General features: G+C 50.6%; 11 protein-coding genes. 3 read left to right on the top strand and 8 right to left on the bottom strand.

The annotated features are described in order from the left end of the window. Positions 1-126 precede the first annotated feature (126 nt). Positions 127-2,286: a nitrate reductase gene (locus MKX98_RS13305; protein WP_194542163.1), complete on the bottom strand. Its 2,160-nt coding sequence runs from the start codon at positions 2,284-2,286 to the stop codon at positions 127-129. 33 nt (positions 2,287-2,319) lie between these two features. Next, on the bottom strand, positions 2,320-4,494 hold the full coding sequence (gene nirB / locus MKX98_RS13300) for a nitrite reductase large subunit NirB (protein WP_339223376.1): 2,175 nt from the start codon (positions 4,492-4,494) through the stop codon (positions 2,320-2,322). 438 nt (positions 4,495-4,932) lie between these two features. Between nirB and MKX98_RS13295 the strand changes: the two genes are divergently transcribed. Then, positions 4,933-6,159 (top strand): nitrate/nitrite transporter, encoded by a 1,227-nt coding sequence (locus tag MKX98_RS13295; protein WP_339223374.1) that lies wholly within the window; start codon positions 4,933-4,935, stop codon positions 6,157-6,159. Between the two features lie 156 nt (positions 6,160-6,315). On the opposite strand, the gene MKX98_RS13290 is transcribed toward MKX98_RS13295, so the two are convergent. Then, positions 6,316-6,870 carry a VanZ family protein gene (locus MKX98_RS13290; protein WP_339223372.1) on the bottom strand — a complete coding sequence of 185 codons (555 nt, stop codon included), beginning with the start codon at positions 6,868-6,870 and terminating at the stop codon, positions 6,316-6,318. Continuing rightward, on the bottom strand, positions 6,867-7,769 hold the full coding sequence (locus MKX98_RS13285) for a M15 family metallopeptidase (protein ID WP_339223370.1): 903 nt from the start codon (positions 7,767-7,769) through the stop codon (positions 6,867-6,869). Before MKX98_RS13285 ends, MKX98_RS13290 begins: the two co-directional genes overlap by 4 nt. A gap of 186 nt (positions 7,770-7,955) precedes the next feature. Here MKX98_RS13285 and MKX98_RS13280 point away from each other — a divergent pair, with 186 nt between their 5' ends. Both MKX98_RS13280 and MKX98_RS13275 read left to right on the top strand, forming a co-directional pair. Continuing rightward, positions 7,956-9,692: an ABC transporter ATP-binding protein gene (locus MKX98_RS13280; RefSeq protein ID WP_339223367.1), complete on the top strand. Its 1,737-nt coding sequence runs from the start codon at positions 7,956-7,958 to the stop codon at positions 9,690-9,692. Then, positions 9,685-11,529, top strand: coding sequence for an ABC transporter ATP-binding protein (locus tag MKX98_RS13275; RefSeq protein ID WP_339223365.1), 1,845 nt, complete (start codon positions 9,685-9,687; stop codon positions 11,527-11,529). The genes MKX98_RS13280 and MKX98_RS13275 overlap by 8 nt, the downstream gene beginning before the upstream one ends. A 496-nt stretch (positions 11,530-12,025) precedes the next feature. Here MKX98_RS13275 and MKX98_RS13270 read toward each other — a convergent pair whose 3' ends face one another. The 4 genes from MKX98_RS13270 to MKX98_RS13255 form a co-directional block, all read right to left on the bottom strand. Beyond that, on the bottom strand, positions 12,026-12,232 hold the full coding sequence (locus MKX98_RS13270) for a hypothetical protein (RefSeq protein ID WP_339223364.1): 207 nt from the start codon (positions 12,230-12,232) through the stop codon (positions 12,026-12,028). A gap of 37 nt (positions 12,233-12,269) precedes the next feature. Then, positions 12,270-13,082 (bottom strand): TIM barrel protein, encoded by an 813-nt coding sequence (locus tag MKX98_RS13265; RefSeq protein ID WP_339223362.1) that lies wholly within the window; start codon positions 13,080-13,082, stop codon positions 12,270-12,272. 75 nt (positions 13,083-13,157) lie between these two features. After that, positions 13,158-14,006, bottom strand: a complete 849-nt coding sequence (locus MKX98_RS13260) for a GNAT family N-acetyltransferase (RefSeq protein ID WP_339223360.1) — start codon at positions 14,004-14,006, stop codon at positions 13,158-13,160. Between the two features lie 110 nt (positions 14,007-14,116). After that, positions 14,117-14,734, bottom strand: coding sequence for a LysE/ArgO family amino acid transporter (locus MKX98_RS13255; protein WP_194542153.1), 618 nt, complete (start codon positions 14,732-14,734; stop codon positions 14,117-14,119). Between the last annotated feature and the right edge of the window lie 118 nt (positions 14,735-14,852).

Here is a 14,852-nt window from a genome sequence, read left to right as displayed (position 1 = left end):
CCTAGATTTAGTGGGCGAAAGCCCCCAAGATCAGCTCGTATAAATGAAAAGAAAGGAGTATCCCAATAGATCCTTTGATCTGGGGGATGCTCCTTTTTCTGTCGTCGATTCCTTGACCGGAACCTATTAACGCTCCGTGTACGAATCGTTCTCCCTATAAACTTTCTGATGCAGGGGCCGAATCCGGACAGCGGATGTCTTAAAACCGGGCATTTTACAGAACGGGTCCAGTTCCGGCCGGGTCGCGTGATTGACATTCTGCACGCCGCCCCAATGCATAGGCACGAACAGGGTGTCTTCTCGAATCTGGTCTTTGATTCTGGCACGCACGGTAAAATATCCATGCTCCGATTGAACTTCTACCCACTCTCCGTCCCGAATTCGGTAACGCTGTGCGGTAATCGGATGGATCTCCACGAAATTTTCCAGCTCACGCGCAAGCAAAGAAGGACTCCTTCTGGTCTGCACCCCTGTCAGATAGTGGGACAGAACACGTCCATTGGTCAGAATGAGCGAATACTCCTCAGTTACCCCTTTCCAAGGAGTCCCTTCCATTATAGAGAACACGGCCTTTCCGTCCGGATGGGCAAACGATTGTTGAAACAGAAGGCCCGCCCCAGCTTCTTCAGGCGAGGGGCACGGCCAATAGACTCCCTTCTCCCGGCGCAGTCGGTCATAGGTTATACCGTAGTAGTCTGCAATTCCACCCTTGCTCGCTAGCCTCAGCTCATTAAAGACCTCTTCAGGCTCGTTGAAGCGAAAATATTGCCCCTTCCCCAGCATGTCTGCTATGGAGCACAGAATCCTCCAGTCATGACGCGCCTCGCCAGGCGCCTGACGCCCTGCTTCTCTCAGAAGCACGCGTCCCTCCAGGTTCGTCAGTGTCCCTTCATTTTCCATGTAGGAGGTTACGGGCAGAACGAGATCGGCCAATTGGGCCGTTTCGGACATAAACATGTCGGCAACCATCAGAAAATCAAGTTTGTTCAAACCTTCCTCCACAAGCCCGGCGTTCGGATTCGATACGATGGGATTGGAGCCCATCACGAAGAGCGATTTAATCACTCCCTGATGAATCAGCTCCATCATCTCATAGGCAGAGACGCCTTTCCCGGGGAGGCTTGCAGCTTCCACACCCCACACGGAGGCAACGTAAGCCCGATCCTTTTCATTCTCGATCGACCTGTAACCCGGCAGCTGATCGGCCTTCTGCCCATGCTCCCTTCCCCCTTGTCCATTCCCCTGACCGGTGATGGCTCCGTATCCGCAGCCCTCTCTCCCGATTTTACCCGTAGCCAAGACCAGGTTTAGAAAATGGCGAACCGCAAGATGGCCATCCGTCTGCTGCTCCACCCCTCGCGCAGTCAGCACCATGCCAGTATCCGCCTCGCCAAAGGCTAAAGCGGCCTCCCGGATTTGCCCCAGCTCCAATCCGCATATATCGGCAGCCTGCGAGAGATCGAGGCTGTTCAAATAAACGCTCAACTCGTCGTAACCGTTCGTCCTTGCTTGAATAAAGGACTCATCGATAAAGCCTTCATCCATAATGATCTTAAGCATCACATCCGCCAGTACGGTATCCGTTCCCGGTCTGATCGGCAAATGCATATCGGCCATGGCGGCGGTGGCTGTTTTCCGCGGGTCGATGACAATGATCCTCGCCCCATTCTCCTTAGCCCGGTTGAAGTAAGGCAGCAGTGTTGGCTGACATTCCGCTATATTGGTGCCGGCCAGCACGATGCAGCGGGCCAGAGGAATATCAGCCAATCTGAAGGTCAACCCCCGGTCAATCCCGAAGGTTTTGCTCCCTGCAGAAGCAGCGGCAGACATACAGAAGCGGCCGTTATAATCGATATGGCGGGTTCCCAGTGCCACCCGGGCAAATTTCCCGAGCAAATATGCCGTTTCGTTGGTCAACGATCCACCGCCGTAAACGGCATTGGCATCAGGGCCATGCTGCTCTGATATCCCCTGTAAATGCTGACTGGCCACAGCAAATGCTTCATCCCACGAACATGGGACGAGTTCACCATTTGAACGGATGAACGGGTTTGTCAGACGCTGCGAATGGACTGCATGCTGATGCGCATGCATGCCTTTGACGCATACCCTGCCCTCCGATGCGGCGTTCGGTACCCCTTCCACCTTATATTCGGCCCGGCGCTGACCCGGAATGCCGTTCCCACCCTCGGTTACCGTCATCTTGCACTGCACACTGCAGAACGGACATTGCGTCTCGATCACGGCAGCAGCTTCTGTCGCTTCAGCACGATCCGATTGAAGCATAACGAGACCACCTCTTTCTATTATTCTTCTGCTTTAACGGACCTGCGCCTCCCATGCATAGCGAGACAGCTGTTCTGCAAGTTCTCTTTGCAGATCATCGTCAAGAACATTCTCCCGGATCGCCGTCACGCCTGTACGTTCCACCCACCTCCACAGCGGTTCCTCATACATGCTGTTCTGACGGTACCACTGCAAGCTAGCAGCTGCGAGCTGGACGACATCTTCCTCACTCTCCGCAACACCGATCAACTGCCCTTCACGGACAGGATGCGCCGCATGTCCGCCGAGATAAACCTCCCAGCCCGCGGGAGAAACGGAAATTCCGATCCCCTGAACCAGGATGCTGACGGACGACGCTGTGCAATCAGACACCCCTGCACTCACCGGGGAAGGAAGGGACACCTCTCGCCAGCCGGTTCGAAGCCATTCCCCAATTTTACGAATGCTTGCCGCCTCTGGCTTCGATCCTTCCGTGTCTCCCACCCATACATTGACCCCCTGATAGGACCTTGAGCCCTTATAAAAAACGTCGTCGGCACTTGCTTTAATTGGTTGGCTACGCTCATCATGGTGAACTGCACCCGTCATTTCAATGTCAAAATAAAATCGTAAGGCTGGACAGCACACCTCACAACCGTCCGGTTTCTTCCAACCTTGACGTAACATAAAATCCTGAACGGAATGACAGCCTTGAGACACGGCATGAACCACCGCTTGCTTCAATGAAGATGGACCAAGCACCGTGCATTCACATACAGGAACCTCGATTGGCGTTCTGGCTTCCGTATGCAAACCCTCTTTCCTCTTGCCGCTTCGCATATATTTGACAAGAGCGTCCACCATAGGCCGGCAGCCGCCGCAGGAACCGGATGCCCTGGTATGCTCCTTCACTTCATCCGAGCTTTCCAGATGATGTTCGGTAATAGCCGCCATGATCGCCGCTTTGCTGACGCCGTTGCAAGCGCAAACCGTTTCATGTTCCGGGAGCGCCTCTGCAGCGGATTCGGCTGCGCTGAGGCCGCTGCTTTCAGAAGGTATAAGCTCTGACACAGCCGCACCCTGCTGCACCAATGTCAGGAGCGAGGACCCCTCATTCGTATTTCCGAACAGAACAGCACCCGTAACCCTGCCATTACGCATGGTCACTTTTTTGTATGTGCCGCATACGGCATCGTAGTGCTGAATGGCCGTTTCAGCACCTTCCCCTGATATCACTCCGGCGGAGAATACATCCACGCCCGATACTTTAAGCTGGGAGTAGGGAATCGACCCGCCATATGGCTCCGCCTCCCGGCCGCAGATGACACGGGCCAGCACCTTCCCCTGCTCATACAGAGGAGCGACCAGACCATAACTTACGCCTCGGTGTTCCGCGCACTCTCCCACGGCATAAATGTTCGGCTCGCTCGTTCTCATGAAGTCATCCACCAGAATCGCCCGCTGCGTTCGAATGCCGCTTCTTTGGGCAAGCTCCACATTGGGCTTGATCCCAACAGCGAGAACGACTACATCCGCATCTAGACGCGTCCCGTCCATAAACCGAAGACCCTGCGCTCTCGTGCGGCCAACAATTCGCGTGGTGTCCTTCGCCAAGTTAAATTGCATCCCTTGAGCTTCAAGTTCCCGCTGCAGCATCATCGAAGCCGTTCGATCCAGCTGCCGGTTCATGATATAAGGAGCATTATGAACCACTTGGGTATCCATCCCGAGATGGAGAAGCCCGCGGGCAGCCTCCAATCCCAGTAAGCCTCCGCCAATGACTGCCGCCTTCGTGTACATCTTGGACATTTCGGTCATTTTCGTACAGTCGTCCACAGTCCGAAACGAAATGACGCCTTCCTTATCCGCTCCGGTTATAGGCGGAATGTAGGGAGATGAGCCTGTTGCCAGAATTAACGCATCATACGTTTCCCGTATACCGGAGACTGTCTCGACAGCGCGGGATTTGATATCGATATGACAAACGGTCTCCCCTGCCAACAGCCGAATGCCATGCAGCTCATACCAGGACCAATCGTTCAGAATGATATCCTGGAGAGAATGTTCACCTTGAAGCACTTTGGATAGGAGGATTCGATTGTAGTTAGGGCGAGGTTCGGCACCGAATATCGTAATATCGAAGAGCTCCGGATCCAGCTTGAGGATTTCCTCAACACATCGTATTCCCGCCATCCCATTGCCAACGACAAGTAGCTTCTTTCTCCTCATGAAACACCTCCACTCCCGCCATGTCATCTTCATGTAAGAAAATAGAAAACGCCCTTTCCCATAATGAGGGAAAGGGCGTCATTGCCTCTAATTCGGCACACCTTTGTGCCGATTTTCAATAATAACCATACATTCAGATTAGTTGATGCACAAAAAAATGTCAATATACATAACACCAAATTCATTATATTGCTGAATAAATAAATATCAAGCGAAATTATGTAAAGTATATTGACATTCAGTTGACCACTTCTCTATAATGTGAATCATCATAATCATATGTTATTTTACGGACGGGGACACAATGATGTGTCTTTAGTCTTTGGGCAATGAGGCCGCAAATCGTCTTGGCAAAGGGCGATTGCGGTCTTTTTATGCCTGCAGCTGGGAGTCGACACGAATAGAGAAAGTACACATTTTGGATAAGGAGCGATAACGATGGAGAGGAAAGGATTTTGGCAAAGCGGGCATAAGCCCTCGCTGTTCGGTGCTTTTCTGTATTTTGACATCAGCTTTATGATATGGGGCATGCTTGGCCCCCTTGCGGTGGTCATTGCCGCGGATTATCCGATGGACCCGGTGCAAAAGGCAAATCTTGTGGCGCTTCCCGTTCTGGGCGGCTCCATACTCCGACTCGTATTAGGATTCCTGGCGGATCGCCTAGGTCCTAAATTAACGGCTCAGATTGGAATGGTCGTTACGCTGATCCCTTTATTATTAGGCTGGTTGTGGGTAGATTCCCTGGATCAATTGTATGTTGTCGCTATTCTGCTAGGGGTGGCTGGAGCTTCGTTCGCTGCAGCTCTGCCACTGGCGGGACAGTGGTATCCCAAGGAACATCAAGGTTTGGCGATGGGAATTGCCGGTGCCGGTAACAGCGGCACGGTCCTCGCAACCCTCTTCGCCAATCGGCTTGCCCAACATTTCGGAAGCTGGGAGATAGTATTCGGACTCGCCATTATCCCCATCGTGCTGGTCTTCATTTACTTCTCGCTGTTTGCACGCAATAGTCCGAATCGTCCCGCTCCCAAAAGATGGTCCGAATATGCAAATGTCCTTAAGCAGCGTGATGCCTGGGTATTCTGTGCCCTGTACTGCGTGACGTTCGGCGGCTTTGTGGGACTTGCTAACTATTTGACGATCTTCTTCAACACCCAGTATGGTCTCTCCGCGGTCCAGGCCGCCGACATTACCACGATCTGCGTCATAGCAGGGAGCTTCTTCCGCCCTGTGGGCGGCTTTCTGGCCGATCGAATCGGGGGCTCACGGATGCTCATGTTTCTCTATACCGGGGCGTCCATCATGCTCATCGGCCTCTCCTTCATGCCTCCCCTTTGGCTTGTTGTCACGCTGCTGTTTATTGGCATGATGTGCCTGGGTGCGGGAAACGGTTCGGTATTTCAGCTCGTCCCTCAGCGGTTTGGCGGCGAGATCGGCCTGGTTACCGGTATTGTCGGAGCCGCCGGAGGGCTTGGAGGTTATGCTCTGCCGCTTATTCTCGGCCGATTATACCAGGCGACAGGCTCATACACAGCGGGCTTCATTATTTTAAGTTTCATAGCTGCCGCTTCGCTGACCCTTACAGTCGTGATGCAGCTGAAATGGCGGAGAAGCTGGCTTCGCAGTGTGTCATCAGGTCCGCAGGCCGGTTCGGCCAAGCTATAAATAAAAGTCTCTCAGGTTATATCCTTGTCAAACGAATACAAATGTTAAGAATATGTTGAGGAGACCAATACCCGGTATTAAACCGGGTATTGGTCATGCTTTGTAGCTGTGCCTTTTCAATCCCCTTCTATCCAATCCCCTTCTATCCAATTCACTTCAGTTCCTTACTCGTTCGTTCCCAGTTAAAGGCTTACCCGTTCTTTCTCGTCTCTCGTCAATAGGAAGCGTTGTTCCTGAAAAGATTAGCTTCAACATGAGAAACACGCCGTATCCAAGCACACCGCCGGCTGTATTCAGGATTAAATCATCCACATCAAAACTTCCCATTGAAAAAACGAGCTGGGAGCATTCCAGCGCGAGACTCAACCCCAGAGATGTCGTAAAGGAGCCAATGAACCCGAGGAACTGGCTCCTAAGCATAAGACCAACGAATATGCCATTAGGCATGAATATGGCGATATTCCCAAAGAGATTGATCACGTCATGTGGACTCGAAAGACGCCTCATATTCATTCGAATGGATTCAAAAGGCGTGAAATTGGCAAATTGCAATCGATTCTGTGCATATTCCGGGATCTCGGTGGCTCGATGCAGCTGCTGCCACAGAACCGATATATCTACGGAACCGAACTTGAATAGAATCACCTTGAGTAAGACGTAGAGATACAATGAATACGGCAATAATAGTAACCATTTATTCGATAATTTCATTCCGCATCATCCTTGCTTAGCAGTACCGTCACTATGATTCCGTCGATATTGTTTCCAGATATCTCATACTCGCTTCCTGCCGGTATCTCAATCTCCATGTCTTTGGATGTCACGGGTACATACTTAATTTCGTATTCCTTCCCATCTACGGTTGTTCTGTAGCTGGATTGATCCTTTAGGTAATCCAGATATTCCTCCAAGGTAAGATTCAGTTCCTTCATGATCATGCTGTGCGGCTGCCCAACATAACGAAAATGCCACGGTTCATACTGAATGCCTGTAATCTCTGTCTTGTCCTGAGGATAGCGCAGAATGAATCCGTGCGCCCATGCATGCTCCTTCAGCCACTTCCCTTCGGGCGATCGATCAATCGACTGTTGCGTCGATCCGATATCCATCGAGAGCCCGAGATTATGCTCGCTGTAGCCTGGAGGCAAGGCGTAATCGGAACCTTTTTCACGATAAAGCTGTTCTTGCTCGTCTTCATCCCGATACCCGCTGCTGATCATGAAGCGATTGACTCCATCTTCTCCGGCGGCTTCAATCATATTACGGAAATTCTCCGCCACACTGCGCGATAACCGGATCGTGTTATCCAGAACCACATAACCATACATTAAATCTTGATTTTCAAACAATGTTACGATATCCTTCGGCACCGCTTCCGGATCAAGCGGATGATCCTTATTGACCAGAACCAAGTTTCCACGCGTCACTTGTTCATCCGTTACACGGATCGTCTGCGTAGCGGATGTCTGATTCGATTGCGTGCCGGAATCCGTCTTCACTTCCTGTCCATCTCTACTGTCCACCCTATCGTTCACGTTAGGCGTCTCCGTCAGAATGGACTCACATCCGACCAACAGAAATATAACGAGCATGATTAAACCTTTTTTCAACTTCAACAACTCCCTCTAGCTTGGTCTATCCAGATTAATGAATAGAGTTTAAGGAAAAGTAGGAAAAAGTTAAAGTTTTTCTTAAGAGAGATGATTCTCGCCTATCCCGTTTCCCTTTGACAAGATTGAAGCCAATGGCTTAACTTGGTATTTAGACTAAAAAGAATAAAGAAGGTGCCATTATTCTTGCTCAAATTATTTCGTTATTTACGTCCCCACTGGGCTGCGGCCCTGCTTGCGCCGCTGCTTATGCTGCTGGAGGTCGCCATGGATTTGCTCCAGCCCATTCTCATGGCCAGCATTATTGATCAAGGCGTCATGCAGAACGATACTGCGCACATTCTCCATACAGGTCTCATCATGCTGGGCGCGGCTGCCATCGGGCTGCTTGGAGGTCTCGGTTGTACGATCTATTCTTCCATTGCCTCGCAGCGTTTCGGTGCCGACCTGCGCCGGGATTTGTTCCTTAAGGTTCAAACCCTCTCGTTCCGTAATCTGGACGATATCTCAACAGGTTCGCTGATCACACGGCTTACAAGCGATATCGTCCAGATTCAGACCATGGTCCAGATGCTGCTGCGTATCTTCGTACGCTCTCCGTTGCTCGCGATTGGAAGCATGATCATGGCAGTGATCATTAGCCCGAAGCTCGCCATCATTCTGGCCATTGCCGTTCCGTTGTTGTTCGTTGTGATGTTCTTTCTGATCCGGGCTACCCTACCCTTATTCGCCACCGTTCAGAAGAAACTCGATAAAGTGAATACAGTCCTGAAGGAGAATTTTGCCGGCATCCGGGTATCCAAAGCATTCGTGCGAGCAGGGTATGAGAAGGATCGATTCCATCAAGCGAATACCGACTTCACGCAAGTTTCGGTTAAAACACAACGGATCGTTGCGCTCAATATGCCCATCTTGACCATGATACTGAACATCAGCATCGTGGTTGTCCTCTGGCTCGGCGGGAAGAACGCGATTGATGGCTCGTTCGAGGTGGGAAGCCTGGTAGCCTTCATCAACTATGTGACACAGGTGCTGTTCTCCGTTTCCTCCGTGGCGATGATGCTGGTTCGAATCTCTACGGCCAAGGTTTCCGCCGATCGTATCCAGGAAGTCATGCATACGGAATCCGAGATTGCAAACGCTGATCATCCGGCGGTAAATGCATACAAGCAGGGAGAAATCGAATTTGACCAGGTGACTTTTTCCTATAAACCGGGGATTCAGAAGCCCGTTTTACATCATGTCAGTTTCAAGGTTCGACCGGGGCAGACCGTCGCGATTATGGGAGCAACCGGTTCGGGAAAAACCTCTCTGGTATCCCTGCTTCCCCGCCTGTATGATGTAACTTCCGGACGGATCTTCATCGATGGAACTGATGTGCGACAATTCGACTTATCGGCGTTACGCGAACGCATCGGCATCGTCCTGCAAGAATCCATCCTCTTCACAGGCACCATTCGGGATAATATCCGCTACGGGAAAGCGGATGCTTCCGATGAAGAAGTGATTGCAGCGGCCAAGGCTGCGCAGGCGCATGAATTCATTTCGTCCATGCCGGAAGGATACGATACGATGCTTGGACAAAGAGGCGTGAACCTCTCCGGCGGTCAGAAGCAGCGGATATCCATTGCACGGGCATTACTGCTTCGCCCCGCCATTCTGATTCTGGATGACAGCACCAGTGCCATCGATATGGGAACGGAGTCCAGGCTTCAGAAAGAGCTGGCCCGGCTGATGAACGGTCGGACCTGCCTCATGATTGCCCAGCGGATTTCTTCCGTAATCGATGCCGATCACATACTGGTGCTGGACGATGGAGAATTGGTAGCGGAAGGTACGCATAGCGAGCTGCTTGCTTCCTGTGAGCTGTACCAGGATATTTATCAATCGCAATTCGGCAAGGAGGTGTCTTCCCATGGCTAAACCCGATCAAGGATCCAAGCATGGCAATACAGAAGCTCCGGATCTGAGTTTGCGCGGCGGCAGCCCCATGCGCGGAATGACGATGGCCAAGGCGAAGCCCAAAAATACGATGGGAACGATACGCCGGATCTGGGGTTACATACGACCATTTAAAGGCGGCATGATCGCTGTTTTCTCATTCACGCTCATCACGACGATTCTGTCCCTGATTGCTCCTTACCTGCTGGGGAATGCGGTGGATCATTATATCATTCCGGGAGATTTTGAGGGACTCATGGGGCTGTGCGCGGTGCTTCTAGCGGTTTACGCGGGTACCGCACTCACAGCATGGCTGCAGCAGCATGTCATGGTTAAGGTCTCGCAGCTGTCTATTCAGGCCATGCGGAGGGATATTTTTGCGAGACTTCAAGTCCTTCCGCTGCGTTTCTTTGACAGCAAGACCCACGGCGAATTAATGAGCCGCACGACCAACGATATCGAGAACGTTTCCGGGACGTTGAATCAGAGCGTAACCCAGCTCATTACAAGCCTGCTGTCCCTGGTTGGATCGCTTGCCATTATGCTGTACCTGAACGTATGGCTGACGCTGCTCAGTATGGTGACCATTCCGCTTGTCATGCTGTTCACGAAGATCGTAGCAAGCCGGACAAGGAAGCATTTCTCCAAGCAGCAAAGCACGCTGGGTGAGCTTAATGGCTTTATCGAGGAAACCGTCTCGGGGCAGAAGGTCGTTCAGGTATATCGCCGGGAGCGGCATGCCGCTGCGCAGTTCGATGTCATGAACAAGAAGCTGACCGATGCCAGCATTCAAGCTCAGATTTATTCGGGTACCGTCGGTCCGGTTATGAACGTGCTGAATAACATCAGTTTTGCCTTAATTGCGGCGGTCGGCGGGTATATGGCATTCAAGGATTTTACTACCGTGGGGGTTGTCGTTGCATTTCTGAACTACTCGAAGCAGTTTCAACGGCCGCTGAACGACCTGGCGAATCAATTCAATCTCGTGCAATCTGCTGTGGCGGGTGCTGAACGGGTCTTTGAGGTGATGGATACCGAGTCCGAGTACCAGGACAATCCAGACGAGAATACAGCAGATGACATGTATGGCGAGGTGCAATTTGACCATGTCTGCTTCAGTTATAAGGAAGGAATCCCGATCCTGAAGGACGTTTCCCTTACCGCTCGGCCGGGCGATACGATTGCGCTCGTCGGTCCGACAGGTGCCGGCAAAACCACCATCATCAATCTGCTGACCCGTTTCTATGAGATCGATTCTGGCAAGATCACCATTGATGGAGTCGACATCCGCCAGCTTGATAAGGACCATCTGCGAAGCAAGCTGGGAATCGTGCTGCAGGATGCCTATGTATTCTCGGCATCGATTCGAGAGAACATCCGCTACGGCCGGCTTGATGCCTCGGACGAAGAGATCGAAACCGCCGCCAAGCTTGCCAATGCGCATGACTTTATCATGAAGCTGCCCGAAGGCTATGACACGCTGCTTGTGTCGGGCGGAGGCAACCTGAGCCAAGGCCAGCGGCAGCTCTTGACGATTGCTCGCGCGGTGCTTGCCGATCCGGTCATTTTGATTCTGGACGAAGCTACCAGCAGCATCGATACGCGGACGGAGATGCATATTCAGACCGCCATGCGCACCCTGATGAAGGGCCGAACCAGCTTCGTCATCGCTCATCGTCTAAGCACGATCCGTGAGGCTGACCAGATTCTCGTCATGAATCAAGGCGGTATCACAGAGCGCGGCACACACGAAGAGCTGCTAGCCAAACGCGGCTTTTATTACGAGTTATATAACAGCCAGTTTAAGTTAAGCGGTTGAAGATGGGTTAGGTAATATTCTTACAAGCCGCTGACAACAATTAAGAGAGCCGGTTCCTTGGAACGGCTCTCTTGTTTGTCTGCTATAAGGATAAGTGTCTTGAGTAATGAGTGCTGCGTGTTGGGTGTTGCTTATCGACTACCTTCTCCTTGTTACTGCAGAGCAGAATCTGTATCTGTATCTGCTTAAGACTATCGGGAATAACACAACCGGATCTGAGAGCCTTTAATTCGATCGAACCAGCTCGATTCGCAAATCGAGCGGACACCAGATCCGTTATTTCCATCAAAACAGCTCAATTCACGAATCGAACGGACATCAGGGCCTTCATTTCCATCGAACCAGCTCGATTCGCAAATCGAACGGACACCAGATCCGTTATTTCCATCAAACCAGCTCAATTCGCGAATCGAACGGACACCAGATCCGTTATTTTAGTTAGCATAGGGCGAAAATCACACTTTTACGGGGAATAACGTACCTCATGTCCGCTAAACTAGTTAATTTCGTCTTTTTTAACTAAATAACGGATGCTCAGTCCGTTAACAAAACAAATACAATGCGAAGCAATACAAATGCCATTCAATCGTACTTCCAATGCAATACAAATGCCATTCAATCGTACTTCCAATGCAATACAAATGCCATTCAATCGTACTTCCGATGCAATACAGATACAAATCAAACGCACTTCCAATGCCATGCAAATGACTACAAGGCCACCATCTCGTACGATCCCATCATTCCAACTCAACTTGACTGGCATTACTCACGATCCGTTTTACAGCCCCGATCATCCATTCCATCTCCACATATTGATTGTTCGGTGCATTGTATTCGACGCCCCAATAGCCCTTGTAACCGCCTGCGAGCAGACACCGTACCTTCTCCTCCGCACCGGGATGGACCGCTGTTTTCGCGTCAAAATGAGTATGTACCGTCCACGGGGCAACCATCGCATCCCCTTCAGCCTCATCGGCCTTCCATCTGCCAAGATGAAGCAGAAAACCAAAAGCCGGATGATGGACTTCCTCTGCAAGCCGTTTCATTTCATGTGGAAGCAGCGACGCGCCCATATGATTTTCCGGACCAATGGTATAACCGCCATCCGCTGCACGATCCGCATATTCGCGATAACGTTTAACCGTATACTCGAACTGTTCATCAGTCATCGGCTCCGATCCCTTATAACTGCCGCCGGTGTCGATCCGCACGGTTTCAGCCCCCAGGATTTCAGCGGCATCCAAATGAACCAGCGCATTCTCATACAGCCTCTGCCGAAGATCCGGGTCAGGATCCCATAGTTGCGCTCCGTCCACAGCAAAGTTGACCACCCTCATCTCTTTCTCATCCAGCGCTTCTCTAATCTTGCGGATGTTGCTCTTATCAGCAAGCTTGTATACGCTGTCGCTCCGATCGATAAAAAAACCGTTCCACAAATCAACCGTATCCATTCGGTACCGGTACTTCACCGTCTCCAAATAACCGAACACATCCATTTTTCCTTCCAGAAACGTATTATAAAAAGAATAACAGCCAATCGAAATGTTCAACTGAATACCTCCTCAGAATGGATAAAGGAACTAGCTTCCGTTTATCGCACTTCCAAAACACCTACGCATCACATCTTACTCGATGGTGTATCTAAGATGATGATATTCCCCGCCGGAGAGAAAGCCTCTCTTCCTATACAGCTGCTCCGCCTGATTTCCCGTCGTTACAAAAAGACGCAGAACCGGATAATCAGGCTCCAGGACTGTTAACGCCCTATCCAGCATCGCGGTTGCCAACCCCATCCCTCGATGTTGGGGTAATACGGCGATACTATAGACGAGTGGCAAGCCCTCCCATAAAGAGATCAAACATACACCGACGATTTCTCCCGTTATTCGGTCATATACTACGGAAGATGCTCCCAACAGTTTGGGGTCCACTGCGTCAAAATATCGTGCTACGTCCTCAGCATAAACCTGGGCTTCCCGCTCATCCGGTCCATTAGCATAGGCTTCCCTAAACACCTCTACAATCTTAGACATATCATCTATTGACGGTATTCTATGCATATCATTGAGATCCATCGATGTTTCCAGCTGCTCGGTAGGCCGCATCATGCATTGCCTGGATTCAACTCGAACGAAACCAGTTTCACGAAAAGCGATCTCCTGCTCAGCTAGAACGTTATATGCATGCAGATCCTCTGTCAATTTCCAAGATTTTAAGGCATAGCGCTTTACGGCATCCATCATCTTGGTGGTAATGGAATATGGGGGGATGCCAAATACAAGAGCGATAGAATGGTCAGACAAATAAACCCCAGCCGCTTTATCTTCGCCTGCGAATACCCAGTAACCGTCGTCCGAAGCCGATAGAACCTTGGTTAAATCACCCCAGCTCGGTCTAAACCAATTATTCTTATAATAGGTAGCGAAATATTTCGAGAACATTTTGCGATCCGCCTTTAATAATCTGTATTCCATAACTCCCCCTCCTTATCCCCTTTTGAATTAGGCTCATTATATAGGTTGGAAGAAGCGTGGGCCAAGGGATTTATCATCTATAATAAAAAAATCATGCATCGTGTTCCTAGCTAAGATAGAATCAGGCTAACCCCCAGATACGCCGCTGTTCCCCACATAATCAACGCGGATATTCGGTTCAACGTAGACAACAATTTCCCTGATGCATCCATCCTTCCAGCTGCCCTGCCTGCTATTCCTAGACCCAAGAACCACAGCCATGAAACTGCGATGCATACGACGGCAAAAATCACTTTATCCATCCCTGAATATTGAAGAGAGCTTGTGCCAATGACCCCCATCGTGTCCAGGACAGCATGCGGATTTAACAAGGATACGGACATGGCAAAAACAATTTGCCTCTTCGGCGTAAACGAACGAGCCTCTTCCAACACTTGACCCGAAGGTTTGCTCTTCCAGGTCACCATTCCCATATAGACCAGGAAACAAATCCCCAATGTAAACAGCACGGTTCGGATCCATTCATATTCCAGAACAACAACGGATACGCCCAGAACCGCTAATGAGATCAGCAGCGTATCACAGAGCGATGCCGTAATTATGGCGGGCAGTGCCTTGACGAAGCGGGATTGTACCGCTCCCTGATTAAATACAAACACGTTCTGGACGCCCAAAGGAAGAATAAGGCCTAAAGCCAGGATGAAGCCATGAAGCAAGACACTGATCATATAAAACCAAACCTCCAGTGAATATTTCCACCATTGTAAAGGAGGATGTCGGCTGCGTCTCCAACCAATTGGTTGGCGCTTGAACCAACCAATGAGGTATACTGAGGCATATTCCTAC

This window comes from Paenibacillus sp. FSL W7-1332 (assembly GCF_037969785.1).
Lineage (GTDB): Bacteria > Bacillota > Bacilli > Paenibacillales > Paenibacillaceae > Paenibacillus_AQ.
This window is presented reverse-complemented; position numbering and strand designations above follow the sequence as displayed.

Excerpts from the sequence above, each read along its gene's own strand:
- MKX98_RS13305 (WP_194542163.1), bottom strand. The coding sequence starts at position 2,286 with ATGCTTCAATCGGATCGTGCTGAAGCGACAGAAGCTGCTGCCGTGATC.
- nirB (WP_339223376.1), bottom strand. The coding sequence starts at position 4,494 with ATGAGGAGAAAGAAGCTACTTGTCGTTGGCAATGGGATGGCGGGAATA.
- MKX98_RS13295 (WP_339223374.1), top strand. The coding sequence starts at position 4,933 with ATGGAGAGGAAAGGATTTTGGCAAAGCGGGCATAAGCCCTCGCTGTTC.
- MKX98_RS13290 (WP_339223372.1), bottom strand. The coding sequence starts at position 6,870 with ATGAAATTATCGAATAAATGGTTACTATTATTGCCGTATTCATTGTAT.
- MKX98_RS13275 (WP_339223365.1), top strand. The coding sequence starts at position 9,685 with ATGGCTAAACCCGATCAAGGATCCAAGCATGGCAATACAGAAGCTCCG.
- MKX98_RS13270 (WP_339223364.1), bottom strand. The coding sequence starts at position 12,232 with ATGGCATTGGAAGTGCGTTTGATTTGTATCTGTATTGCATCGGAAGTA.
- MKX98_RS13260 (WP_339223360.1), bottom strand. The coding sequence starts at position 14,006 with ATGGAATACAGATTATTAAAGGCGGATCGCAAAATGTTCTCGAAATAT.
- MKX98_RS13255 (WP_194542153.1), bottom strand. The coding sequence starts at position 14,734 with ATGATCAGTGTCTTGCTTCATGGCTTCATCCTGGCTTTAGGCCTTATT.